This window comes from Stenotrophomonas sp. Steno-C15 (assembly GCF_056393265.1).
Map to the genome: position 1 here is coordinate 252,290 of NZ_JBWJPF010000001.1, position 23,112 is coordinate 275,401.

The 23,112-nt window shown below is 68.2% G+C and carries 23 protein-coding genes; 12 read left to right on the plus strand and 11 right to left on the minus strand.

Annotated features, from left to right (window positions below):
* Positions 1 to 11: 11 nt before the first annotated feature.
* The 5 genes from mgtA to blaL1 all read left to right on the plus strand — a co-directional run bounded on the left by mgtA (position 12) and on the right by blaL1 (position 6,303).
* Positions 12 to 2,771, plus strand: a complete 2,760-nt coding sequence (gene mgtA, locus AC06FB_RS01120) for a magnesium-translocating P-type ATPase (RefSeq protein WP_478053275.1) — start codon at positions 12 to 14, stop codon at positions 2,769 to 2,771.
* Between the two features lie 30 nt (positions 2,772 to 2,801).
* Positions 2,802 to 3,542, plus strand: coding sequence for an MgtC/SapB family protein (locus tag AC06FB_RS01125; protein ID WP_065176105.1), 741 nt, complete (start codon positions 2,802 to 2,804; stop codon positions 3,540 to 3,542).
* Between the two features lie 119 nt (positions 3,543 to 3,661).
* Positions 3,662 to 4,717 (plus strand): sensor histidine kinase, encoded by a 1,056-nt coding sequence (locus AC06FB_RS01130; protein ID WP_478053276.1) that lies wholly within the window; start codon positions 3,662 to 3,664, stop codon positions 4,715 to 4,717.
* Positions 4,710 to 5,351 carry a response regulator transcription factor gene (locus AC06FB_RS01135; RefSeq protein WP_478053277.1) on the plus strand — a complete coding sequence of 214 codons (642 nt, stop codon included), beginning with the start codon at positions 4,710 to 4,712 and terminating at the stop codon, positions 5,349 to 5,351. Before AC06FB_RS01130 ends, AC06FB_RS01135 begins: the two co-directional genes overlap by 8 nt.
* An 85-nt stretch (positions 5,352 to 5,436) precedes the next feature.
* The gene (gene blaL1 / locus AC06FB_RS01140; protein ID WP_478053278.1) at positions 5,437 to 6,303 is read left to right on the plus strand and encodes a L1 family subclass B3 metallo-beta-lactamase; all 867 of its coding nucleotides are present in this window, start codon (positions 5,437 to 5,439) and stop codon (positions 6,301 to 6,303) included.
* Between the two features lie 40 nt (positions 6,304 to 6,343).
* Here blaL1 and AC06FB_RS01145 read toward each other — a convergent pair whose 3' ends face one another.
* Both AC06FB_RS01145 and AC06FB_RS01150 read right to left on the minus strand, forming a co-directional pair.
* Complete coding sequence (locus AC06FB_RS01145; protein ID WP_460255747.1) at positions 6,344 to 6,871, minus strand: DUF411 domain-containing protein; 528 nt, start codon at positions 6,869 to 6,871, stop codon at positions 6,344 to 6,346.
* A 504-nt stretch (positions 6,872 to 7,375) separates the two neighbouring features.
* Complete coding sequence (locus AC06FB_RS01150) at positions 7,376 to 9,667, minus strand: FdhF/YdeP family oxidoreductase (protein ID WP_478053279.1); 2,292 nt, start codon at positions 9,665 to 9,667, stop codon at positions 7,376 to 7,378.
* A gap of 212 nt (positions 9,668 to 9,879) precedes the next feature.
* Here AC06FB_RS01150 and fdhD point away from each other — a divergent pair, with 212 nt between their 5' ends.
* On the plus strand, positions 9,880 to 10,734 hold the full coding sequence (fdhD, locus tag AC06FB_RS01155; protein ID WP_164152761.1) for a formate dehydrogenase accessory sulfurtransferase FdhD: 855 nt from the start codon (positions 9,880 to 9,882) through the stop codon (positions 10,732 to 10,734).
* A 44-nt stretch (positions 10,735 to 10,778) separates the two neighbouring features.
* Here the strand turns inward: fdhD and AC06FB_RS01160 are convergent, their stop codons facing one another.
* From AC06FB_RS01160 to AC06FB_RS01195, 8 genes are all read right to left on the minus strand, one after another.
* Positions 10,779 to 11,324, minus strand: coding sequence for a TetR/AcrR family transcriptional regulator (locus tag AC06FB_RS01160; protein ID WP_065182328.1), 546 nt, complete (start codon positions 11,322 to 11,324; stop codon positions 10,779 to 10,781).
* A gap of 4 nt (positions 11,325 to 11,328) precedes the next feature.
* Entirely contained in the window at positions 11,329 to 12,861 is a 1,533-nt protein-coding gene (locus tag AC06FB_RS01165; protein ID WP_478053280.1) for an MFS transporter, read from the minus strand.
* A 125-nt stretch (positions 12,862 to 12,986) separates the two neighbouring features.
* Positions 12,987 to 13,733 (minus strand): hypothetical protein, encoded by a 747-nt coding sequence (locus tag AC06FB_RS01170; RefSeq protein ID WP_253118521.1) that lies wholly within the window; start codon positions 13,731 to 13,733, stop codon positions 12,987 to 12,989.
* Positions 13,733 to 14,353, minus strand: coding sequence for a DUF3299 domain-containing protein (locus tag AC06FB_RS01175; protein ID WP_346480233.1), 621 nt, complete (start codon positions 14,351 to 14,353; stop codon positions 13,733 to 13,735). Before AC06FB_RS01175 ends, AC06FB_RS01170 begins: the two co-directional genes overlap by 1 nt.
* Positions 14,343 to 14,888 carry a DUF3299 domain-containing protein gene (locus AC06FB_RS01180; protein ID WP_164152801.1) on the minus strand — a complete coding sequence of 182 codons (546 nt, stop codon included), beginning with the start codon at positions 14,886 to 14,888 and terminating at the stop codon, positions 14,343 to 14,345. The genes AC06FB_RS01175 and AC06FB_RS01180 overlap by 11 nt, the downstream gene beginning before the upstream one ends.
* A 2-nt stretch (positions 14,889 to 14,890) precedes the next feature.
* The gene (locus AC06FB_RS01185) at positions 14,891 to 16,144 is read right to left on the minus strand and encodes an ABC transporter permease (RefSeq protein WP_081284414.1); all 1,254 of its coding nucleotides are present in this window, start codon (positions 16,142 to 16,144) and stop codon (positions 14,891 to 14,893) included.
* Entirely contained in the window at positions 16,137 to 16,829 is a 693-nt protein-coding gene (locus AC06FB_RS01190) for an ABC transporter ATP-binding protein (protein ID WP_193395843.1), read from the minus strand. The genes AC06FB_RS01185 and AC06FB_RS01190 overlap by 8 nt, the downstream gene beginning before the upstream one ends.
* Positions 16,826 to 17,356 carry a ZrgA family zinc uptake protein gene (locus AC06FB_RS01195; RefSeq protein WP_346480231.1) on the minus strand — a complete coding sequence of 177 codons (531 nt, stop codon included), beginning with the start codon at positions 17,354 to 17,356 and terminating at the stop codon, positions 16,826 to 16,828. The genes AC06FB_RS01190 and AC06FB_RS01195 overlap by 4 nt, the downstream gene beginning before the upstream one ends.
* Before the next feature lie 31 nt (positions 17,357 to 17,387).
* Between AC06FB_RS01195 and AC06FB_RS01200 the strand changes: the two genes are divergently transcribed.
* The 5 genes from AC06FB_RS01200 to AC06FB_RS01220 all read left to right on the plus strand — a co-directional run bounded on the left by AC06FB_RS01200 (position 17,388) and on the right by AC06FB_RS01220 (position 21,385).
* The gene (locus AC06FB_RS01200) at positions 17,388 to 17,876 is read left to right on the plus strand and encodes a MerC domain-containing protein (RefSeq protein ID WP_340044585.1); all 489 of its coding nucleotides are present in this window, start codon (positions 17,388 to 17,390) and stop codon (positions 17,874 to 17,876) included.
* Positions 17,877 to 17,992: 116 nt separating this feature from the next.
* Positions 17,993 to 18,370, plus strand: a complete 378-nt coding sequence (gene copC, locus AC06FB_RS01205; protein WP_053516266.1) for a copper homeostasis periplasmic binding protein CopC — start codon at positions 17,993 to 17,995, stop codon at positions 18,368 to 18,370.
* Positions 18,371 to 18,379: 9 nt separating this feature from the next.
* Positions 18,380 to 19,264: a copper homeostasis membrane protein CopD gene (gene copD / locus AC06FB_RS01210; protein ID WP_346480230.1), complete on the plus strand. Its 885-nt coding sequence runs from the start codon at positions 18,380 to 18,382 to the stop codon at positions 19,262 to 19,264.
* A gap of 31 nt (positions 19,265 to 19,295) precedes the next feature.
* Positions 19,296 to 19,994, plus strand: coding sequence for a heavy metal response regulator transcription factor (locus tag AC06FB_RS01215; RefSeq protein WP_263174407.1), 699 nt, complete (start codon positions 19,296 to 19,298; stop codon positions 19,992 to 19,994).
* A complete protein-coding gene (locus AC06FB_RS01220; RefSeq protein WP_197600038.1) occupies positions 19,991 to 21,385 on the plus strand; it encodes a heavy metal sensor histidine kinase in 1,395 nt (464 codons plus the stop codon). Before AC06FB_RS01215 ends, AC06FB_RS01220 begins: the two co-directional genes overlap by 4 nt.
* On the opposite strand, the gene AC06FB_RS01225 is transcribed toward AC06FB_RS01220, so the two are convergent.
* Complete coding sequence (locus AC06FB_RS01225) at positions 21,345 to 22,238, minus strand: LysR family transcriptional regulator (protein WP_065176182.1); 894 nt, start codon at positions 22,236 to 22,238, stop codon at positions 21,345 to 21,347. The two genes, AC06FB_RS01220 and AC06FB_RS01225, sit on opposite strands and share 41 nt — an antisense overlap.
* 107 nt (positions 22,239 to 22,345) lie before the next feature.
* On the opposite strand from AC06FB_RS01225, the gene AC06FB_RS01230 reads away from it, so the two are divergent.
* Positions 22,346 to 23,089 (plus strand): SDR family oxidoreductase, encoded by a 744-nt coding sequence (locus AC06FB_RS01230; protein WP_065182361.1) that lies wholly within the window; start codon positions 22,346 to 22,348, stop codon positions 23,087 to 23,089.
* Positions 23,090 to 23,112: the final 23 nt, after the last annotated feature.

A 23,112-nucleotide genomic window follows, 5' to 3' on the forward strand; every position in this document is an offset into this window, starting at 1 on the left:
AGGAGTTCCCCATGAGCCTGCTCAATGCCTGGTTCAACGCTTTCCTGCGCAGCCGGCGCGCCGGCAACCTGTTCCGGCGCCGGGCGATGCCCGAAGCCGGCTTCGGTCCCGGCAACAGCGGGAGCGTACCGTTCAACCTCACCGCCGGACTGGTCACCTTGGCGCAGCTCGATGAAGCGCACCTGCTGAGCAGGCTGGACTCGCACGCCGATGGCCTGGGCCAGCACGAGGCGGACGTACGGCTGGCCGCCCTCGGCCCGAACGAAGTCGATCACGAAAAGCCGCTGCCGTGGTGGCGCCACCTGTGGCAGTGCTACCGCAATCCGTTCAACCTGCTGTTGACCGTGCTGGCAGCGGTCTCCTGGCTGACGGAGGATGCGAAGGCCACGGTGGTGATCGGCGCGATGGTGCTGTTGTCCACCCTGATCCGCTTCGTCCAGGAAGGGCGCTCCAACCGCGCCGCTGAACGGCTGAAGGCACTGGTGGGGAACACGGCGCGTGTACTGCGGCGCACCCCTGGAACGGAAGCGGCAGACCTGGCCGATCAGTACTTCGGTGCGCACCTGCACAGCCGGCGGCCCTCACGGCTGCTGGACCTGCCGATCCGCGAGCTGGTACCCGGCGATCACCTCGTGCTCTCGGCCGGCGACATGATTCCGGCCGACTGCCGGGTGCTGTCGGCCAAGGATCTGTTCGTGGCCCAGGCGGCCATGACCGGGGAATCACTGCCGGTGGAGAAGTTCGCCCATCCGGGCGATGCGCAGGCCGGCCTGCTCGATCAGCACAACCTGCTGTTCATGGGTACCAACGTGGTCTCCGGCACGGCCACCGCAGTGGTACTGGCTACCGGCAACCGCACCTATTTCGGCACTCTGGCCGAGCGCAGCATCGCCAGCGACCGTGCGCCCACGGCCTTCCAGGCCGGGGTCAACAGTGTCAGCTGGCTGCTGATCCGCTTCGCCCTGGTGATGGTGCCGTTCGTGCTGCTGGTCAATGGCTGGACCAAGGGTGACTGGACCGAAGCCTTCCTGTTTGCCCTGTCGGTGGCGGTCGGCCTGACCCCGGAAATGCTGCCGATGATCGTCACCTCCACCCTGGCCAAGGGGGCGGTGCTGCTGTCGCGCCGCAAGGTGATCGTCAAGCGCCTGGACGCCATCCAGAACTTCGGTGCCATGGACGTGCTGTGCACCGACAAGACCGGCACGCTCACCCAGGACCGGATCGCCCTGGAACGGCATACCGACGTGTTCGGCCGTGACTCGGAAGACGTGCTGAAGTTCGCCTATCTCAACAGCCACTTCCAGACCGGCCTGATCAATCTGCTGGACCGCGCCGTGCTGGAGCACGTGGAACTGCAGAGCTCGCTGCGCCTGAGCCAGGACTACCGGAAGGTGGACGAGATACCGTTCGACTTCGAGCGCCGCCGCATGTCGGTCGTGGTATCCGAATGCGGGAATCACCATGAGCTGATCTGCAAGGGCGCGGTCGAGGAGATGCTCGCGGTGTGCTCCACCGTGCGCGAGAACGGCCACGACATGCCACTGGACGAACGGCGGCTGGCGCGGGTCCGGCAGACCACCGAGGAACTGAACGAACAGGGCCTGCGGGTGGTGGCGGTGGCGATGAAGGAAACCAGCGCGCAGCAGGCGACCTACACCCAGTCCGACGAATGTGGACTGACCCTGATCGGCTACGTGGCCTTTCTTGATCCGCCCAAGGAATCGGCTGCACAGGCACTGCAGGCACTGGCGATGCATGGCGTCGAGGTCAAGGTGTTCACCGGCGACAACGAACTGGTCACCGCCCGTGTCTGTGCCCAGGTCGGACTCGACGCGGACACGATCCTGACCGGCCCGCAGATCGAACGCATGGGCGATGAAGCGCTGGCACACGCCCTGCAGCACCACCGCGTGTTTGCCCGCCTGACGCCGCTGCACAAGGAACGACTGGTACGCCAGCTGCGCGCGCAGGGCAAGGTGGTCGGCTTTCTCGGCGACGGCATCAACGATGCGCCCGCGCTGCGCGCCGCCGACATCGGCATCAGCGTCGACAGCGCCGTGGACATCGCCAAGGAAGCGGCCGACATCATCCTGCTGGAAAAGAACCTGATGGTGCTGGAGGAAGGCGTGATCCAGGGCCGGCGCACCTTCTGCAACATGCTCAAGTACATCCGCATGACCGCCAGCTCCAACTTCGGCAACGTGTTCTCGGTGCTGGTAGCGTCCGCCTTCCTGCCGTTCCTGCCGATGCTGCCGCTGCAGCTGCTGGTGCAGAACCTGCTGTACGACGTTTCGCAGATTGCCATTCCGTTCGACAATGTGGACGAGGACCTGGTGCGGCAGCCGCTGAAATGGAACCCGGCCGACATCGGCCGCTTCATGGTGTTCTTCGGACCGATCAGCTCGGTCTTCGACCTCAGCTGCTTCGCCCTGATGTGGTATGTGTTCGACGCTCGCACACCCGCCGACCAGGGCCTGTTCCAGTCAGGCTGGTTCGTCGTCGGCCTGCTGACCCAGACCCTGATCGTGCACATGATCCGCACGCCGAAGCTGCCGTTCCTGCAGAGCATCGCCGCGCCACCGCTGCTGCTGATGACGGGACTGATCATGGCCCTGGGCGTGATCCTGCCGATGAGCCCGCTGGCCGCCTACTTCAGGCTGCAGGCACTGCCGGCAGGGTACTGGCCGTTCCTGGTGGCGATCCTGTTCGGCTATGCCGCACTGACCACTGCACTGAAGAAGCTTTACATCCGTCGCTACGGCTGGCAGTAGGCGTTGCCGGCCGTGCCTGGGGAGATCCTGATGTCCGCGATCAACCTGAACCTGCCCGCGTTCAACGCCGGCGCCACGCTCGGCTCGCTGCTGAGCCTGTCCACCGCCTTCGTCCTCGGTGCCGCCATCGGCCTGGAGCGCCAGCTGCGCCAACGTACCGCAGGGCTGCGCACCAACACGCTGGTAGCCGTCGGCGCGGCGGTGTTCGTCGACCTGGCTGTCCGTTTCCACGACCTGTACGGCGGGCCGCCGTCGCCGCTGCACGTGGTCGCCTACGTGATCTCCGGTGTCGGCTTCCTGGGCGCGGGCGCGATCATGAAGGAGGGCGCGCAGGTCTCGGGCCTGAACACCGCCGCCACCCTGTGGGGCTCGGCGGCAGTGGGGGCCTGTGCCGGCATCAAGCTGTTGCCGGAGGCGGTGATGGCCACGCTGTTCGTGCTCGCCGCCAACACGCTGCTGCGGCCGGTGGTCAACCGCATCCAGCGGCAGCCCTTGCCGGAGACGTTCAGCGAAGCCGTCTATGCCATCAATGTCGTCTGCCAGCGCGAACAGCAGGCCGAGGTACTGGATCGCCTGCTGCTGTTGCTGGAACAGGCCCAGTACCCCGTGCGCGCGGTGGACCACCATCCCTTCGGCGAGCGCGATGTGGAGATCGAAGCGGTACTGTATGCCACCACCGCCGATGGCGACGAGCTGGATGCGGTCCTGGCGGCGTTATCCACCACGCCCGGCGTCCTGCAGGGGTTCTGGAATGCCAGCCTGGAGGAGTGACGCGAGATCATCGCGCGCACGTGCAGCGCGGCAGCCGCTGCCGTCCAGGTGCACACGCCCAGCCACAGGAGGCAGAGCCGGCTTTGCTATCCTTTCCATCCCGCCAGGGAGCTGTCCCGATGCCTTCGCTGTCGTCCCGCCGTCCACTGGTGCTGCTGGCCTTGATCGTCTCCGTAGTGGCGATCTTCCTGCTCGACACGTTGACGGACTATGCGGTGGCAGCCGCCTGCTTCTATGCGGCGGTGATCCTGGCAGCCTCGCGGGTACTTTCGCCGCGCGGATTGCTGGCCCTGGCCGTGGCCTGTGTCGCCCTGACCGGCCTGAGCTTCGTGCTGACGCGTTTCGGCACCTACCGCATCGGTCTGGTCAATTCGGTGATCGGCATGCTGGTGATCGCCATCACCACCTGGCTGGCGCTGAAAATGGAAGCCGCCAAGGCCGCCGTGCAGGAGGCGCAGGCACGCCTGCTGCGGGTCGCCCGCGCGTCCACCGTCGGTGAGCTGACCACGTCCATCGCGCACGAGGTGAACCAGCCGCTGGCGGCCATTGCCAGCAGCGCCGACGCCTGCCAGCGCTGGCTGGCGCAGGAACCGCCGAATGTTGACAAGGCACGGCAGGCGCTGTCACGCATCCTCGCCGACGCGCATCGTGCCGGCGATGTGATCGCCCGCATCCGCGGACTGACCCGGGGTGCGGCACCCCAGCGCGACACCTTCGACCTGAATCAGGCCGTGGAGGAAATGCTTGCGCTGTCGCGCAGCGAACTCGACCAGCATGGGGTGACCGTGGCCCTGCTGCTGGAGCCGGACCTGCCGCCGGTGCAGGCCGACCGCGTGCAGGTGCAGCAGGTGATCGGCAACCTGATTCTCAATGCCGTCGATGCGATGGAAGGCGTAACGGTGGCCGAACGCCGGCTGTCACTGCTGAGCCGGCGCGACGGGCAACGGATCACCCTGAGCGTGCGCGACCGTGGCATCGGCCTGCCGGCGGAACAGCCGGAGCGCGTGTTCGAGGCGTTCTGGACCACGAAGTCGAGCGGCCTCGGCCTGGGCCTGAGCTTGAGCCGCTCCATGATCGAGGCCAATGACGGCCACATCCGCGCGGAACGCGTTGCCGGCGGTGGCGCCTGCTTCGTGTTCGACCTGCCTGTTGCCATCGGGGACCGCCATGCGTAGACCCGCTGCACCGGCCGTCGAGCCGGCGCCCATCGTGTACGTGATCGACGATGATCCCTCGGTGCGCGCGGCGCTGGAGGATCTGCTGGCCTCGATGGGCCTGCAGGTACGGGGCTTCGCGTCCACCCAGGCGTTCCTCGAACAACCGCTGCTGGATGCGCCCGCTTGCCTGGTGCTGGATGTGCGCATGCCGGGCCAGAGCGGCCTGGAATTCCACCGCGGCATGCGCCAGCGTGGCCTGCACCTGCCGGTGGTGTTCATCACCGGCCACGGTGACATCGCGATGGGTGTCAACGCGATCAAGGACGGTGCGATCGAGTTCCTGACCAAGCCCTTCCGCGACCAGGAACTGTTGGATGCGATCCACAAGGGCATCGACATCGATCGCCAGCGCCGCCGCGAAGGCGACGAACTGGGCGCCCTGCAGCAGCGCTGGGAGTCGCTGTCGGCCGGCGAGCGCGACGTGGTGGATGGCGTGGTCCGGGGCCGGCTCAACAAGCAGATCGCTGCGGACCTGGGCGTCAGCGAGATCACGGTGAAGGTGCGCCGCGCCCAGGTGATGCGCAAGATGGGCGCGCGTACGCTGGTCGACCTGGTCCGCCTGTACGACCGGCTGCGGGCCGGGCTCGCCTAGCCTTATGGGAGCCATGAAATCTATGCGGAACGCGACCGACGAGGCCCATGCTAGTTTCTGCGCCTCCTCCCAGCGAACCCTCACGATGCGCTCTCTCCTGCCTGCCCTCGTCCTTGCCGTGGCGGTCCCGCCGGTACACGCAGCAGAGCCGCCCCTGCCCCAGCTGCGGGCCTACACGGTGGATGCTTCATGGCTGCAGCCGATGAGGCCGCTGCAGATCTCCGACCACACCTGGCAGATCGGCACCGAAAACCTGACCGCACTGCTGGTACAGACCGACGACGGCGCGGTGCTGATCGATGGCGGCATGCCGCAGATGGCCGATCACCTGCTGGCCAACCTGCAGCAGCGCGGCGTCGCACCGCAGCAGCTGCGCTGGATCCTGCTCAGCCATGCCCATGCCGACCACGCCGGTGCGGTGGCCGAACTCAAGCGCCGCACCGGCGCGCAGATCGCCAGCAACGCCGAAACGGCCGTCCTGCTGGCGCGCGGGGGCAGCAACGATCTGCACTTCGGCGATGACATCACCTTCCCTCCGACCAATGCCGACCGCATCCTGATGGACGGCGAGGTCGTGTCGCTGGGCGGAATGCACTTCACCGCGCATTTCATGCCGGGTCACACACCGGGCAGCACCGCCTGGACCTGGAACGACACCCGCGATGGCAGGCCGGTACGCATCGCCTATGCGGACAGCCTCAGTGCGCCGGGCTACCGGTTGCAGGGCAATCCCCGCTATCCGCACCTGATCGAGGACTATCGCCGCAGCTTCGCGACCGTGCGCCGCCTGCCCTGCGACGTGCTGTTGACCCCGCATCCTGGCGCCAGCGGCTGGGACTATGCCGCAGGCGCCAAGGCCAGTGCTGCAGCGATGCGCTGCAGCGCCTACGCGGATTCAGCCGAGCGCAGTTTCGAGGCACAGCTGGCCAGGGAACGCGACAACGCGCACTGAAGCCGTGGCGGCCTGTGAGCCGCCACAGCAGCAGCGACCCTCAGCCGCCCTGGCCGTGGTGGGCGAACGGCTCGGTGCTGCCGTCACCGCGCACCAGTTCCACCGTGTACGGCTGCACATAACCGTCGGGCATCTCCATGCCGGGCGAACCGGCCGGCATGCCCGGCAGCACCAGTCCACGCGCCGCAGGACGCTCCTTCAGCAGCCGCTTGATGTCCTCGGCCGGAACGTGCCCCTCCACCACATAGCCGCCGACCTCGGCGGTATGGCAGGACCCCTTGCCGACCGGCACACCCAGGCGCTGCTTGATCGGGTTCATGTCATCGGTATCCCGTACGTCCACCGCGAAGCCCGCGGCCTGCAGGTGTTCGATCCAGACACCACAGCAACCGCAGCTGGCGGTCTTGTGGACGATGGCGGTCGGCAGCTGCGCATCGGGGACGGAGGCGGCATCGGCCGCTGCGTGGGCATGGCCCGGCGCCGCGGCCACCTCTTCGGCTGCACGGGCGCAGCCGGCGCCGGACAGAATGCTGGCCAGCAGCAGGCCGAGAGAGAGAGAACGGTTCATCGTGTTGGTTCCTTTGTGCATGCGGGCGGAACGCCCGCGACCCACGCATCGAAGGCGCGGGAAAATCGGGAATGGGACAGGCAGGACAACAGGCGGCTGGCGCCTGCAGGCCATCACACGATGGGAGGTCGCAACGCGTCGGTCAGGGGCGGCGGCACAGGCCGTCGTGCAAGGGCAGCGCGTGGCGCCTCGCGCCAGGGTGTGATCGCCACGGCGGAAGAGGTCGCAGGCACGCCGGTACACGCCGGAGGGCACGGGCACTCACTGGCTGCGCAGTCGCCCGATGATCGATCGCCGCAGCATCCGGCCGGATCCACGGCCGTCTCATGCGACGCGGCGCAGTACTCCGTGTCGCCCTGTCCACCGTCGCCCGATGCAGCCCGCGCCAGTCCCGGTGTGGTCAGCACCAGGGCAACGAGCAACAGCCAGCGCAGCAGGAGAGCAGCAGCATTCATCGCAGGCATCATAGCCGATGGGCGTGGCAGGCTGGGCCGCCGCCCGACCCTATGCGGTGTCCGCGCTGCCTGTGTCTGCCCGCATGCGTACCGGAATCGACTTCGCCGCAGGCGTGCCGCTGAGGCGATCGTAGTAGTCCAGCGGCAGCAGCGCATTCAACTCAGGGTAGTAGCCCGCCAGCGCGCCCCGTGGCATGGGGTAGTCGAGCACGGTCAGCCCGTCGATGCGACGCCGCACGCCATCTGCGCTGAGCGTCTCCAGGCTGACCCGCGCCTCCTTCTCCAGACCGCGTGCCAGCCGGTCTTCGATGTTCATGAACACCACCCTGCGATCGTTGTATACGCCGCGATAGCGGTCGTTGTAGCTGTAGATGGTGGTGTTGAACTGGTCATGCGAACGCACCGTGGCCAGTCGCAGCATGTCCGGATCGTGCACCGGGTCGTCCACATCCAGGCCCGGCATCACCAGGATGTTGGCCTTGCCGTTGGCGGTGGGCCACACCCGGCGGCGCGGTGCAATGTCCAGATGGAAGCCGTGCGGCTGCCGGATGCGCTCATTGAAGCCTGCATAGATCTGCGGGTACACGGCAGCGATCAGGTCACGGATCCGCGCATAGTCATGCCTGCAACCTGCCCAGTCGACCCTGCTGTCCGGCAGCGTCGCCATCGCCATGCGACAGACGATCTCGACCTCCGGCAGCAGCTGGTCGCTGGCCGGCTCAAGAACACCGCGCGAAGCGGTCACGTTCGACATCGCATCCTCGATCGTCACGAACTGCTCGCCTGCGGGCGTGACGATACGTTCCGAGCGCGCCACTACCGGCAGGATCAGCGCATCGCGGCCATGCACCAGGTGCCCGCGGTTGAGCTTGGTGGCGATACCCACCGTCAGCTGCAGGCTGCGCATGGCTTCGTAGGCCCGGGGCGTGTCCGGCACGGCATGGATGAAATTGCCGCCCAGCCCGACGAACACCCTGGCGCTGCCATCGAGCATGGCCTCGATCGACTCGACCACATGATGCCCGTGCTCCCGCGGCGGATTGAAACCGAACACCTCCTGCAGGCGATCCAGATACGCTGCCGCCGGCTTCTCGTCGATGCCGACGGTACGATCGCCCTGCACGTTGGAATGACCCCGGATCGGGCCGATCCCCGCCCCCGGCTTGCCGAAGTTGCCGCGCAGCATCAGCAGATTGGCGACCTGCTGCAGCAGCCGCGAACCATACTGGTGCTGGGTCAGGCCCATGCCATAGCAGATCACCGTGGCATTGGAGCGGATGTAGATCTCGGCGCAGCGCCGGATCTGCGCCTCCGAGATGCCGGAGACCCTGACGATGTCGTCCCAGTCCTGCGCCATCACGTCCGCGCGCAAGGCCTCCAGGCCGACCGTGTGTTCATCCAGGAACCGATGGTCGAGCACGCGCTGGCCCTGTGCCTCTCGCTCGAACATCACCTTCATCATGCCTTTGATCAGCGCCAGGTCACCGCCGATGCGGATATGCACGAATTCGCTGCTGATCTCGGTGGAGCCGAAGGTCACCATCTGCACCACATCCTGCGGCTCGGCAAACCGGATCAGGGCGCGCTCGGGCATCGGGTTGACCGCCACGATCGGCACGCCGCGCCTGCGCGCCTCGACCAGGTTGCCCATCATCCGCGGCGAATTGGTGCCGGTGTTCTGGCCGATCACGAAGATCGCCTCGGCGTGCTCGAAATCCTCCAGGACGATGGTGCCCTTGCCCACACCGATGGAAGGTGGCAGGCCACGGCTGGTCGGCTCGTGGCACATGTTCGAACAATCGGGGAAGTTGTTGGTGCCGAACTCGCGTACGAAGATCGAATACAGGAACGCCGCCTCGTTCGGCGTGCGGCCCGACGTGTAGAACTCGGCCTGATGCGGGCTGTCCAGTGACCGCAGGTGACGGCCGATGAGTGCGAACGCCTCGTCCCAGCTGCATGGCACATAGTGGTCGGTGGCTGCGTCGTAACGCATCGGCTCGGTCAGCCGCCCCTGCATTTCCAGCCAGTAGTCGGTCCGCTCCATCAGCTCGCTGACGGTATAACGCGCGAACAGCTCGCGATCCGCGCGGAACCGGGTCGCCTCCCAGGCCAGTGCCTTGGCCCCGTTCTCGCAGAACTCCAGTTTCCTGCGCTCGTCGGCGTCGGGGAAGGCGCAGCTGGGACATTTGAAGCCAGCGGGCTGGTTCATCGCCAGCAGTGCCCTGGAGCCGTTGCCGATCACGCTCTGCTGCAGCAGAACCCGGGCGGTGGCGCCGGCCGCACCCCAGCCGCCTGCGGGCTGGTTGTAGGGCTTGTAACGGGGTGGTTTCTGCTCGGACATGTTCGAAGACCTGGCGCCAGGAGACGAGACTGCGAAGGGCACGACAGACAGAGTCAAGCACGCCCGGGACCGCTTCGCCAGAGCCGCCCCGAATCTTCCGGCGCGCCCCCTCCGGGTCAACGGAGTCTGCTGCATTGCCACGGACGCACTGCGCTATCCTCGGGGCGTGGGCCAGCAGCCCATGACACGCTCACTCTGTCCGGACACTCCGCATGGCTGACTCGCCCCCGCCGCCCTCTCCGCCCGCCGGCACCGCGCAGCGCACGTTGCAGCGCTGGCGTGAGGGCGGGCTGCAGGTGCAGGCGCAGGCCGACGTGGTCGCCGAAGAGGTGCCGGTAGCGCTGCACTACAACGGCACCGTGTTCGCGGTGATGATGGCCACGCCCTGTGACCTGGAGGACTTTGCGCTCGGTTTCTCGCTCAGCGAGGGCTTGATCACCACGCCGACGCAGCTGCTCTCGATCGATGTGGCGCCGCAGCTGGAAGGCATCGAACTGCGGATGACGGTTGCCGCCGAGGCACCGGGCGCCGGTCTGGATCCGGCCGATGGCCGCCTGCTGCCTGGCCGTGGCGGCTGCGGCCTGTGCGGAACACGGCAGCTCGAGGATGTGCTGCGGCCCCTGCCCCCGGTACGCGAACGACGGACCTACGCGCCGGCGGCCCTGCAGCGGGCACTGGCCACGCTGTCGCAGCACCAGCCGATGAATGCGGCCAGCGGCTCCACCCACGCGGCCGCCTGGGCCGACGCCAACGGGCGCATCGGCTGGGTGCGCGAGGACGTGGGCCGTCACAATGCACTGGACAAGCTGATCGGCGCCCTGCATCACAACGAGCACGCCATCGACGGTGGACTGCTGCTGATTTCAAGCCGGGCCAGCTACGAGATGGTCAGCAAAGCAGTGCGCGCCGGTGCCAGCGTACTGGCCGCCGTGTCCGCGCCAACGGCGTTGGCGATCGATCTGGCGCGCAGCGCAGGGCTGTGCCTGGTCGGCTTCGCCCGCGGCAGTGGATTCAATGTGTACACCCATCCAGAGCGGTTGCGGTCGGAAGACATGCCAACGGCATGAACGCGGCCATGGCGGGACCCGCCATCGTCAGTGAGCAACCCCCATCATCGGCCGGGTGACAACAGGCCCGCGATGCGCTCGGCCACCTGGGCGCGCACCGCGTCGTCCAGCTGTCCTTCGTACATGGCCTCGTAGATCCACAGCCCATCGGCCGCCAACCGTGCCACGAAATTGTCCAGCGCCGCAGGATCAACCACGCCGGCCGGCGGCGGCGATGGCGCCCAGCGCTGCACGGCCGGGCTCCATGGCCGCTCACCGGCCTCCGGGTCCACCGATTCGAGCATGAACATCAGCTCGGCGCGCGTCGCGCTCTGCGCCGACACGCGGACGAAGGTCTGATAGCGCTCGAGCGCCGTGGCCTCGCTGGCACGCTTGCCGAGCAGCGCTTCCATCGACGCCTCCCAGTTGTGCACCAGGTGCTCGTCGATGCCGCGCAGCAGTGCCTCGCGCGACGGGAAGTGATACAGCAGGCCGCCGCGCGTGAGGCCGGCTTCTGCCGCCACCGACTCGAAGGTCACCGCGCGCACGCCGTCTCGATTGATCACGTTGACGGCGGCATCGAGGATGCGCTGGCGCTTGCTGGTTCTCATCGCACTACTTTACGCGATCGGCCGCTCCCTCGCGGCTCCCCGCCCGCCCGCGCAGCAGGCGCGCGATCAGCGCTGCACCCACGGCCAGCACCGCGGTGATGACCAGCAGCACGATCTGGTAGCTGCGGTCATAGGCGGCGGTGGCGCCGGCGAACCACTCGCCCGGGCCGGCTTCGCGGGCGACCTGCTGCGCCTGGGCGAATCCTTCCCGCGCCAGTGCCGGAACATCCGCCGATACCGGCAGGAAGGCGCCGTACATCGCTGCGCCCAGGCTGCCCAGCATCGCCACCGCCAGCAGGCCGCCGAATTCGTAGGAGACCTCCTCCACGGAGGACGCCATGCCCGCACGGTGCGCAGGCACGTTGTTGAGGATGGCGGTGGATGCGACCGAGATTGCCGAGCCCATGCCGAACCCGGTGATCGCCATGCCGGCGACGACCCAGCCCAGTCCGTGCGGAAAACCGAACGCGACCACGCCCACTCCCAGTGCCCCCGCGGCCAGTCCGCCGCAGATCAGCGGACGCAGGCCGACGCGGTGCAGGATGCTGCCGCCGAGCAGCGCGCTGGGCAGGCTGCCCAGCGCCGCCACCGATACCAGCAGGCCCGCCTGCAATGGCGTGAATCCGGCGACCAGCTGGAAACGCTGGGTGGTCAGCAGTTGCAGGCCCGCCATCGCAAACAGGGTGAACACCGCAGACAGCGTACCGGCCAGGAATGCCGGATTGCGGAAGATCGCGAAGTCCAGCAGTGGATGCGGCAGGCGCCGCTGGCGGCGGGCGAACGCGGCGCCCGCCGCCAGCGCCAGCACCGATGCCGCCGCGCCGAGGCCATAGGAAGGCGGCGTGGCGATCAGCGATTTGATCGCCAGCACCAGCCCCGACAGCGCCGCCAGCGCCAGCAGCGAGGACAGCAGATCCCACGGCCGGGACGTGTCGCGCTGCCCCTCCGGCGCCAGCAGCAGCGTCGCGACGAAGGCCACGATCACCACCGGCACGTTGACCAGGAACACCGATCCCCACCAGAAATGCTGCAGCAGCCAGCCACCGATGATCGGTCCGAGTGCGGCGCCGACGATCGCCACCGAGCCCCAGATCGCGATGGCGATGTTGCGCTCACGCTCTTCATGGAAGCTGAGGCCGATCAGCGCGAGCGTGGCCGGCATCATCGCCGCGGCGCCCACGGCGAGCAGCGCACGGGCAGCGATCAACTGCGCTGCGGTGACAGAGAACGCTGCCGCCAGCGAAGCCACGCCGAAGACCACCAGGCCGATCAGGAACATGCGACGGTGACCGATGCGGTCGCCCAGCGTGCCCGCACCGAGCAGCAGGCCAGCCATCACCAGTGGATAGGCATTGATGATCCACAGCGCCTGACCCGCGCTGGCGGAAAGTTCTGCCGTCAGCGTGGGCAGCGCCGTGTACAGCACCGAGTTGTCCAGCGTCACCAGCAGCAGGCCGGCGGCCACCGTGAACAACAGCGACCAGCGCCGGGCACGGGACAGAGCCGGAGCATCGGCCAAGGACTGGGACAAGGCCATGGGAAACAAACCTGGGCAAGAAGGCTCCATTAACTATACCGGATGTCCTGTATAGTTATAGCCCTGCAGCGACACGTTCAGGTTTCGACCCAGGCGCTGTTCAGCCCCGGCAGGCGCCGCTGGTGCTACCTGCAGTCCACCGGCAACGCCGCCACCGCCGCGACCACCTGTTCCTGCATGCCCTGCCCCACGGCCATGTCGAGTTCGCCCGCGATGTCACCGTGCTGGCGCCGCAGCTCGTCCTCGCACAGGCTGCGCACCCGGGCCCGCGCGTTCGCCCGCAGCGACGCACAGCGCCAGTCCGCGTCGCCGAGCGGCAGTACCGAATAAACCACGCTGTTGCATGCGTTGGAGGCCCGCTCGCGCAGCGTATGCCCACCGAAATCCCGCGGCGCCCTGCTGCGCGTGGGATCGAAGTAGCTGTCCGGGAAGGTGCGAGCATACTGCTCGATATCGACGTGCAGCACGCGGCCACCGGCCGCTGCGAGGGGCAGCGGATCCGTGCAGCGGGCACTGTCGGCGCGGTGCTGGATGTAACGGTAGATGGGACGGTCAAGGCCTGGATCCTCCGCAGTCACCGCACTCACCGCGCCCAGTACCGGCAGCGCGGCACGGTTGGCCATGCGCGCGAGCAGCCCTGCCTCTGCCGGCCGGCAGCGGTCGCGCAGGGTTGCCACCAGCAGGAATGCCACGTCGTTGCGGAAGGCCGCATCGTCCCCCATCCGCCGCTCGATCCGCTGCCGCATCTCATCGGTGGGCGCCACGGAAGTGGCCTGCGGCGGCTGCGGCTGCGCTGTCCGCAGGTACAGCCACCCGACCGCCGTGGCTGTCACCGCCAGCAGCGCCATCGCCAGTAGTGGACGCCCGCGCATCAGTTGTGGATCGGCGTCAGTGTGGCGGCCGCCACATCGTAGGAAGCGCTGGCGATGTCGGCGTCGAAGCGCTTGACCTGCACCCTCCCGGCGAGTCGATAGGGGTCCCACAGCGCACCCAGCGTGATCGGCGTGGCCAACGTCACGTGGATCATCTGGTTCGGCGGTGGTGGGGGTACATGGATGCAGGCACCATAGAAAGGGACGAACAGCACCTCGTCCACGCGTCCATCGTCGGTGGTGCCCAGGGGCACGACGTAACCGTCCAGGTCCACCGCACGTCCATCCACCGATGCCACCACGCGCGAAGAGCCGAACTGCCGGGCGCGCTCCGGACGGGAGTGGTCGATCGCCTGACCGGGCGGCGTGCCGGCGCCGCTGTCGTCAATCAGGCCACCGACGCCGGCCATGCCGTCGCGTGACAGGCCGATCTGCGGCGGCGGTCGCTGGAAACGGTCCTCGTCCGGCATCAGGGCATCCCAGCGGTCGATCGGGCGTGCCGACGGAGACGGCGCCGCCGCCGGCAACGGTGCAGGGTGCTGTCCGGCACCGTCGGGCACGCGGGCGCATCCGGCCAGCAGCGCGCATCCAGCGAGCCATGCAAGGCGATCACGGCGCATAGGGTTTCAGCCGTGCATCGCGCATGCTGTAGGCAGAGCCTGCCAGCTCATCGTCCAGGCGCTCGGCGTGCAGGTTTCCGGCCAGGAAGAACGGAGCGTACATGTCAGGCATCTCGATTGCCCGGTCCAGTACCACGTGCACGATCTGGTTCGGCGGCGGTGGTGGCACATGGATGCAGGCGCCGTAATACGGGACGAACAGGAATTCACTGAGCCGTCCTTCCGCAGTGCTGGCCAGCGGCACCACGTAGCCCGGCAGGCGCACCGGCCGCTGCAGTACGGCGTCGACGGTGCGGAACGTGCCGAACTGCGGCATGCGTCGGCTGCCGTTGTGTTCCACCTCAGGGCCTTCGCCACGTTCCAGCGCCGCCAGCTCGTCGGCGGGCATCATCTGCAGCCAGTCCAGCTCCTGCTCTTCCACGGTCGCTGCGCCCTGATCCGCCACCGGTGGCGGCAGCGCCTGCACGCCGGTGTCGACCGGCCGCTCGCAGGCAACCAGCATCAGCAACACTGGCAAGCCACCCAGCCGGCGCATGCTCATCCCGGCGACGCCAAACCGTCGGCGAGCGTGCGCCGGTAGGCCAGCGCGGCCGGCAGCAGGCCCGCCACGGCGCTGACCAGCAGCAGGCCCGCCACCCAGCCCAGCTCGCGCGCATCCGGCCAGACGTGGGTGATCGACAGGCCATACTGCGCCAGCGCCCAGCTGCGCCCCACGGCACTGGCCAGCACCAGCGCCGCCAGTGCCAGCCCGCACGCCAGCGCGCTGGTCGCCACCGCCTCCACCACCAGTAGACCGGCGATGTAGCGCGGACGCGCGCCGACCGCGCGCAGCACCGCCATCTCGCGGCGCCGCTCCTGCAGGGTTGATACCAGCAGCGCTACCAGCGAGACCATTCCCAGCAGCACCACCATCGCGCTGATCAACCGCAGTGCCCGCTCGGCCGTGCCCAACGATTGCCACAACTGCTGCAGGGTGACGCCCGGCAGGATCGCCAGCATCGCCTCCTCCGGATAGTCATTGATCGTGCGCTGCACGGAGAACGTCGCGATGCGGGTATTCAGGCCAAGCATGAAGGCGGTGATGCTGGTCGGGGTCAGATCAAGCCGCCGCGCCTGCTCCGCGCTGACATGCTGGCCGGGCAGCTGCACGCCGGAACGCCAGTCGATGTGGATGGCTTCGATCGCCGGCAGCGATACCAGTACCGACGCATCCACCGGTGTTCCGGTGCGCTGCAGGATCCCCACCACGCGGAACGGCTTGTCGGCATGCGTGGCCAGGGGCACCGCCCCGGTGCCATGCGCCAGCACGATCGGGTCGCCCGGCGTGATGTTCTGCGCCTGCGCCACCTCCGCGCCGATCACCGCATCGTACAGGTCCGAGAAGGGCCCGCCCTGTGCGAAGACCAGTTCATGACCGGCACCGTAGCGGTAATGCTCGAAGTAGCCGCCGGTGGTGCCGACCACGCGGTAGCCCCGCCAGGAATCGCCCAGCGAGAGCGGCACCGACCACTTCACCTGCGGCAGCGCCGACAGCGCCTGATAGGACTGCCAGGAGACATTGTTGGTCGGATCGCCGATATGGAACACTGAATAGAGCAGCAGGTTCACCGGTCCGGAGCGCGCACCCACGATCAGATCGGTTCCGGACACGGTGCTGGCAAAACCTTCATGCGCCTGCGTGCGGACCCGCTCCACGCCCAGCAGCAGAACCACGCTGAGGGCGATCACCAGCACCGTGAGGGCAACACTGAGCGCGCGGCTGCGCAGGCTGGCCCAGGCAAGTTCAAGCATGGGCAGCTCCGGCATGATTGATCTCGGCCAGGACGATGACCCGGTCGAACAGAGGCTGCAGGCTTTCATCGTGGCTGACCACCAGCGCGGTGGTGCCGCAGGCCTGGCATTGCCGGGTCATCAGGCGCACGAACGCGTCCGCCGCGTGCCGGTCCAGTGCCGAGGTGGGCTCGTCGGCAAGCAGCACCTGCGGCCGCCCGATCAGTGCGCGTGCCGCCGCCACGCGCTGCTGCTGGCCCACGCTGAGCCTGCCCGCCGGACGGTCCATCAGCGTCGGGTCGATCTGCAGGGACTGCAGCAGCCGTGCGATCTCCTCGTCCAGCGCTGCGCCGACGCGCTGCCTGCGCAGCCGCGAGAAGCGCAGACCCAGCGCGATGTTCTCGCGCACGCTGAGGAACGGCAGCAGGTTGAACTGCTGGAAGATCACGCCCAGCTGGTCGGCACGGAAGCGGTCGCGGGCCGGACCGTTCATCGCATGCAGGGAGTGTCCGGCGACGTCGACCCGGCCCTGGCGAGCGCGCAGCACGCCGGCCAGCACACCCAGCAGGGTGCTTTTGCCACCGCCACTGGCACCGCGCAGCAGCACGCTGCTGCCCGCATCGACGCGCAATGCCGGAATCTCCAGTACCGGGCGATCGCCGTAGGCGAAGCGCAGGTCCTGCACATCGATGACCGCCGCACTCACTGCGCAAGTACCACGCGCAGAGTCTCGGCGGTCAGCACGTGCCGTCCCTGTCCGGCGGGCGTGGTGCTGTTGACGATGACCTCATGCAGGCCAGGGAACAGCACCGGCAGGCGGACCACCAGCACCCGCAGCGCGGACGGATGCGCGCACTGGAAACGCAGTCCGGCACTGAAGCCGGCATGGCCGTGGTGCCCGGCGTCGCGCATCGGGTCTGCAGCGAATCCGTTGGCGGCCACGCTGCTGGCGGCAAGGCGGCACTGGGCCGCTGTCGGCAGGGTGACCCATGCGCCTTCCTTCAGCAGTGCCTTCGCACGTGCGAGCGCAGCGCGCTCCTGCGGGGTGGCGGGCGGTCGCTCGAAATCGAGCAGGCCGATACCGGGGGCCTGCATTGCCAGGTCCAGTGTTCCCCGTTCGAGCGCCACATCGACCGTGGCCTGGCCATGCACATGCGCGCCCTGCTGGCGCACCTCATGGGCGTGGGCGGACGCCGCAGAAAGCAGCAGCAGAAACGTGGCGGGAAGCTTCATGAGGGTACCGTTAGTGTTACTATGTAACATTATGGACCACATCCCCACCGTTCCTGCAAGGGGTCTGCCACAGCCGCCAGCATCGGCACGCTGGCATCCCCGTTTCGATCTGGCCGGCGCAGGGCTGTCATTGGCCTGCGCAGCGCACTGCATCGCGCTGCCGCTGCTGCTGGCCTTCGTCCCGGCGGCCATGATGGCGTTGCGCTCGTTCCAGCACCCCGGCCATGCCCTGATGACCACCCTGCTGCTGATGTCACGCTGGGAGTGGGCGTTCGCGTTGCTCGCCTCGCTGCTGGCGCTGGCCAGCACCGCTGCGGGCCTGCGCCGGCACCGCCACTGGCTGCCGATGCGACTGGCCCTGGCTGGGGCTGGCCTGCTGTTGTCCGCATCGCTGTATCCACCGCTGAAGGAATCGCTGCTCTGGCACGGCATGGCCACCGCCTGCGGCGGTGGGCTGCTGGCGATGGCCCACCTGTGCAACCGCCGCGCCCTGCGTGCCTGCCCACGCGCGCGCCCATGATGGGAAGGGCGGGTCGGCCCGGCACCGGCCAACCTGACAGATCGGTAATGTCCGGGTCAGGGCCACGAAAGGTGCCCGCCGTCAGCCTGAGCGCCCCATTCCTGCAGGCACCCACCATGTCGTCTTCGCTCCGCCGCTCCGCCGCTCTGCTCCTGCTGCTGCCGGGCGTCGCCGCCGCTCCGCTGGCCCTTGCACACCCCAGCCTGGTGAAGGCAACGCCCGCCGCCGATGCCAGCGTCGCGCCTGCCAACCGCATCGAGCTGACCTTCAGCGAGCGGGTGATGCCGCGCGCCACCCGCATCGAACTGAGCATGGCCCATGGCCGCACCCTGATGGCGATGCCTGCCCTTTCCCAGCAGGTGTCGGACGATGGTCACCGGCTGGTCGTGAGTTTCGCCAAGCCGCTGCCTGCCGGAGACTATCGCCTGCAGTGGCGCGCCGTCGGCCAGGACAGCCACCCCGTCACCGGCGACTATCGTTTCAGCGTGAAGTAAGCTGCGGTGGTGATCGAACTGTCTCCCTATGCCCTGCGGCTGGCGTTGTACCTGGCCTTGATGCTGCTGTTCGGCAGGATGCTGTTCATCCGCCCTGCGCCTGCGCGTCGCATCTTCCTGCCACTGGCCGTGATCGCGCTGGCAGTCGTGCTGCTGGACGCGGCGGTGCGGGTGACAGGCGTGCTGGGGCTTCCGCTTGCCGCGGTCGATCAAGCGACCGTCGCATGGTTCACCACCGCCACACCGGTCGGCGAAGCGGCACTGGTGCGTGCGCTGGCGCTGCTGGCAATGCTGCCGCTGCTTGCCGCAAGCGCGAAAGTGGCCGCGGCACGCCGTGTCATCCTGCTGCCGCTCTCGGCGGTCGCCCTGGCAAGCCTGGCCTGGAACGGCCACGCCGCCGCCGGCGACGGCATCCGCGGTGCGCTGCGCCTGGCCGCCGGGACCGTCCACCTGCTCGCCGCAGGCGCATGGGTCGGCGCGATCGCCGCGGTGCTGCATCTGGCCCTGCGCACCCAGGGCCCTTCCCTGCGTGAACGCACCCATGAACTCTGGCAGGTGGCGCATGGTTTCGCCCTGCCCGGTACGGTAATCGTGGCCCTGCTGGCGATGACCGGCACCTATACCTACGTGGATCTGCAGGGCTCGCTGCAGACCCTGTTCAACACCGCGCACGGGCGCTGGCTGCTGTTCAAGCTGGCCCTGGTCGCGGGCATGCTCGGCCTGGCCGCGCTGCACCGCTGGCGGCTGGTGCCGGCACTCGCCACCGCCATCCGTGGCGGCTGGCAGTTCCGCCCGCTGCGCTCGCTGCGTCACAGCCTCACCTTCGAGGCCGCACTCGGGCTGCTGGTACTGGCCTGCGTGGCCGTGCTCGGCACGCTGGACCCGCTGGCATGAGGGCGGCGCTGCGCGGGCCGGCATGCCCACGATGAAGCTGCTGATCGTCGAAGACGAGCCCAAGACCGGCAATTACCTGCGACAGGGCCTGATCGAAGCGGGCTACGTGGTCGATCTCGCCTGCGACGGCGTGGACGGCCTGCATCTGGCGGCAGGCGGCGAGTACCAGCTGGTCATCCTCGATGTGATGCTGCCCGGTCTCGATGGCTGGAACGTCCTGTCGCGCCTGCGCGATGCGGGGTGGCAGGTGCCGGTGCTGTTCCTGTCGGCGCGCAGCAGCATTGCCGACCGCGTGCAGGGGCTGGAACTGGGTGCCGATGATTACCTGGCCAAACCTTTCGCCTTCGCCGAGCTGCTGGCACGCGTGCGTACCCTGCTGCGACGCGGCCAGGGCCAGTCTCAGCCTGACCGCATCGTCGTCGCCGATCTGGTGGTGGATACGCTTCGCCGGCGCGTGGAGCGCGGTGGCCAGCGCATCACACTGAGCCCGAAGGAATACGCGCTGCTGGAGCTGCTGGCACGACGGCGCGGCGAGGTCCTGCCACGCTCGTTGATCGCCTCACAGGTGTGGGACATGAATTTCGACAGCGACACCAATGTCATCGATGTGGCGATACGCCGCCTGCGCGCCAAGATCGACGATGGCTTCGCCGAAAAGCTGGTGGTCACTGTGCGCGGGATGGGCTACGTGCTGGAGGCACCCGAGGTCGAAGCAGCGCAACCGCAATGAGCCTGCGACGCTCCATTGCCGTCCGCCTCACCGTGCTGTTCGCCACGGTCGGTACGCTGGTGCTTGCTGCACTGGGCGTGGCGATCTATCTGAGCGCGCGCCATGATCTGGTCGCACAGGATTTCGCCGAACTGGAGAACAAGGCCGCGTTGATCGCCGACCTCGCCGGCAGCGGCACGTCCGATGAGCGCGCCCAGCGCCTGGGCGATGCGCTGCGCCACCATCCCGATATCGCCTTCCACATCGTCGATGAGCAGGGCGGCGTGCTCTTCTCCACCGCGCCGGAGGCCTTGCGCGCGCATGCGCGGACCCAACCCGCCGACACTGAACCGCGCCGCCATGACTGGACGCTGGCCGACGGAAGCCGCCTGCACGCCCTCAATCTGCGGCAGACGCTGGCCGATGGCAGTAGCCTGGCCACCCTGCTGGCGATCGACGATGCGCGCCATGCCGACTTCCTGCAGCGCTTCCGCCACCTGCTGGCCGTCGCTCTGGTCGCTGCTGCGGTGGCCAGCAGCCTGCTGGGGGGCTACGTCGTGCGGCAGACGCTGCGCCCACTGCGCACGCTGGCCGACGAGGCCCGCCATATCACCGCCGGACGACTGCAGCGCCGGCTCACGGCCGAGCACGTGCCCGTCGAACTGGAACAGCTGGCGCAGAGCCTGAACGGGATGCTGGCGCGGCTGCAACAGGACTTCGAGCGCCTCAGCGGGTTCTCCGGAGACCTCGCCCACGAACTACGTACGCCGATCACCAACATGCTGACCCAGGTGCAGGTGGTGCTCGCGCACCCCCGCAGCAACGAGTCCTATCGCGAGACGCTGCTCTCCTGCGCGGAAGAGCTGCAACGGCTGGCACAGACCGTGGGCGATCTGCTCTATCTGGCCCAGGCCGAAGCACCCGGCGCCCTGCCCTCGCGCGAGGGGGTGGCGCTGGATGCGATGGTCGATGCGCTGCTGGAGTTCTACGATCTGCTGGCCGAGGAGCGCCAGCTCACGCTGCGGCGGGAAGGCAGCGCAGAGGCCAACGGCAACCGCCTGATGCTGCACCGGGCGGTCGCCAACCTGCTTTCCAACGCCCTGCAGCACGCCACGCCGGGTACGGAGATCGTGGTGCGGCTGGACGGCACCGGGCCCACGAGCCGGATTGCTGTCCACAACCTCGGTCCGCCGATTCCCATGCAGGCACTGCCCCGCTTGTTCGACCGGTTCTTCCGCGGCGAGCGCGGCCGGCACGAGGGCGCCGGGCTGGGATTGGCGATCACCCGCGCCATCGTGCAGGCCCATGGTGGATCGGTGAGCGTGGTCTCCGACGCATCGGGCACCGTGTTCGAGCTGGCCCTGCCGGGCGCTAGCGGTCCGGCGCAAACACGCCGGCAATCCAGTCGATGAATACCCGCAACCGCGGCGACGGCGTGCGGTTGCGCGGGTGAACCAGGCTCAACGGGCTGGGTGTGGGCGGCGATTCCGCCAGCAACTCCAGCAACTGACCACGTTCGATATAGGGATCCAGCCGGTAGCGCGGCGCCTGGATGATGCCGAGCCCCGCCAGTGCCGCCCCCAGGAAGGCATCTGCGCCGGATACCCGCACGGTTGCCGGCAGAGGCACATGGCGCACCTGCCCGGCCTGCTGGAACTCCAGAGGAATCAACTGTCCGCTGGCACCGGAACGGAAACCGACCATCCGATGACCGGACAGCAGCGCGTCGATGCTGTCCGGCAGCCCATGCGAACCCACGTAGGACGGTGAGGCAACGGTGACTTCGCGCAGCAGTGCCAGTCGCCGCGCGACCAGATCGCTGTCGGCCAGGGTGCCGACCCGAAGCGCGGCATCCACGCCTTCGCGCAGCAGATCCACGTAGCGATCCCCCTCGCTCACGTCCAGCTCGATGTCGGGATAGCGCTGCAGGAACTCGGGCAGGTGCGGAAACAACAGGTGCCGACCAAGCGTTCCGTGCACTTCGATGCGCAGCGTGCCGCGCGGCGGGACATCACGGAATGCGGCTTCGGCATCGTCCATGTCGGCGATCAGGCGCAGGCAGCGGCCATAGAAGGCTTCGCCCTCGAGGGTCGGCACCACCCGTCGCGTGGTCCTGTGCAACAGCCTCACCCCCAGCCGCCGCTCCAGCGCCTTGATCGCGTCGGTCACCGTGGCCCTCGGCAGCCCCAGGTCCTCTGCAGCGCGGGTGAAGCTGCGACGTTCGACGATACGGACAAAAGCGCGCAGGGCGGTGAATCGATCCATTGTTCGAACATCCGGATGATGTTGTCGGATTCTCCATGATTATCCGGGCGGCAGGAACCAGCAAGATGATGGGGCGCCACGCGGGCGCGTCTTCGAAGGAAGCCTTCATGTCCAGCTCCTCTCCCCGTACCGTCGCCCTGGTCACTGGCGGCTCCCGCGGCATCGGCGCCGCGATCTCGCGTCGGCTGGCGGCCGACGGCCATGCGGTTGCGATCAACTATGCCGGCCGCCGCGAAGAGGCTGATGCCCTGGCCGCCGAGCTGGTCTCCGCCGGCGGCCAAGCCATTGCGCTGCAGGCCGACGTGGCCGATCCGCAGGCGGTGAGCCGCTTGTTCGATGCCGTCGAGGCTCGATTCGAGGGCATCGATGTGGTGGTCAACAGCGCCGGAGTGCTGCAGCTTGCGCCGCTGTCAGCCACCGACGACGCGTTGTTCGATCGGGTCACCGCCATCAATCTCAAGGGCGCCTTCAACGTGCTGCGCGAGAGCGCGCGACGCGTCCGCGACGGCGGCCGCATCGTCGCGCTGTCCACCAGCGTGGTCGGCCTCAAGCTGGAGAACTACGGTGTCTACGCCGCAAGCAAGGCGGCCGTGGAAACCCTGACGGCGATACTCAGCAAGGAGCTGCGTGGCCGTGGCATCACGGTCAATGCCGTGGCACCCGGCCCGACCGCGACCGACCTGTTCCTGGAGGGCAAGTCGCCGGAACTGATCGAGCGCCTGGCGCAGATGAATCCGCTGGAGCGGCTGGGCACGCCGGACGACATCGCCGGCGCGGTGGCTTTCCTGGCTGGAACCGACGGCGGCTGGATCAATGGCCAGGTGCTGCGAGCCAATGGCGGGATGGTGTGACAGCAAAGCCGCCGGGCATGGCC

Excerpts from the sequence above, each read along its gene's own strand:
- copC (WP_053516266.1), top strand. The coding sequence starts at position 17,993 with ATGTCGTCTTCGCTCCGCCGCTCCGCCGCTCTGCTCCTGCTGCTGCCG.
- AC06FB_RS01130 (WP_478053276.1), top strand. The coding sequence starts at position 3,662 with ATGCCTTCGCTGTCGTCCCGCCGTCCACTGGTGCTGCTGGCCTTGATC.
- AC06FB_RS01200 (WP_340044585.1), top strand. The coding sequence starts at position 17,388 with ATGGACCACATCCCCACCGTTCCTGCAAGGGGTCTGCCACAGCCGCCA.
- blaL1 (WP_478053278.1), top strand. The coding sequence starts at position 5,437 with ATGCGCTCTCTCCTGCCTGCCCTCGTCCTTGCCGTGGCGGTCCCGCCG.
- AC06FB_RS01165 (WP_478053280.1), bottom strand. The coding sequence starts at position 12,861 with ATGGCCTTGTCCCAGTCCTTGGCCGATGCTCCGGCTCTGTCCCGTGCC.
- AC06FB_RS01195 (WP_346480231.1), bottom strand. The coding sequence starts at position 17,356 with ATGAAGCTTCCCGCCACGTTTCTGCTGCTGCTTTCTGCGGCGTCCGCC.
- AC06FB_RS01175 (WP_346480233.1), bottom strand. The coding sequence starts at position 14,353 with ATGCGCCGTGATCGCCTTGCATGGCTCGCTGGATGCGCGCTGCTGGCC.
- AC06FB_RS01135 (WP_478053277.1), top strand. The coding sequence starts at position 4,710 with ATGCGTAGACCCGCTGCACCGGCCGTCGAGCCGGCGCCCATCGTGTAC.
- fdhD (WP_164152761.1), top strand. The coding sequence starts at position 9,880 with ATGGCTGACTCGCCCCCGCCGCCCTCTCCGCCCGCCGGCACCGCGCAG.
- AC06FB_RS01170 (WP_253118521.1), bottom strand. The coding sequence starts at position 13,733 with ATGCGCGGGCGTCCACTACTGGCGATGGCGCTGCTGGCGGTGACAGCC.
- AC06FB_RS01125 (WP_065176105.1), top strand. The coding sequence starts at position 2,802 with ATGTCCGCGATCAACCTGAACCTGCCCGCGTTCAACGCCGGCGCCACG.
- AC06FB_RS01145 (WP_460255747.1), bottom strand. The coding sequence starts at position 6,871 with ATGAACCGTTCTCTCTCTCTCGGCCTGCTGCTGGCCAGCATTCTGTCC.
- AC06FB_RS01225 (WP_065176182.1), bottom strand. The coding sequence starts at position 22,238 with ATGGATCGATTCACCGCCCTGCGCGCTTTTGTCCGTATCGTCGAACGT.
- AC06FB_RS01230 (WP_065182361.1), top strand. The coding sequence starts at position 22,346 with ATGTCCAGCTCCTCTCCCCGTACCGTCGCCCTGGTCACTGGCGGCTCC.
- AC06FB_RS01185 (WP_081284414.1), bottom strand. The coding sequence starts at position 16,144 with ATGCTTGAACTTGCCTGGGCCAGCCTGCGCAGCCGCGCGCTCAGTGTT.
- AC06FB_RS01220 (WP_197600038.1), top strand. The coding sequence starts at position 19,991 with ATGAGCCTGCGACGCTCCATTGCCGTCCGCCTCACCGTGCTGTTCGCC.
- AC06FB_RS01160 (WP_065182328.1), bottom strand. The coding sequence starts at position 11,324 with ATGAGAACCAGCAAGCGCCAGCGCATCCTCGATGCCGCCGTCAACGTG.
- AC06FB_RS01180 (WP_164152801.1), bottom strand. The coding sequence starts at position 14,888 with ATGCGCCGGCTGGGTGGCTTGCCAGTGTTGCTGATGCTGGTTGCCTGC.
- mgtA (WP_478053275.1), top strand. The coding sequence starts at position 12 with ATGAGCCTGCTCAATGCCTGGTTCAACGCTTTCCTGCGCAGCCGGCGC.
- AC06FB_RS01150 (WP_478053279.1), bottom strand. The coding sequence starts at position 9,667 with ATGTCCGAGCAGAAACCACCCCGTTACAAGCCCTACAACCAGCCCGCA.
- AC06FB_RS01215 (WP_263174407.1), top strand. The coding sequence starts at position 19,296 with ATGAAGCTGCTGATCGTCGAAGACGAGCCCAAGACCGGCAATTACCTG.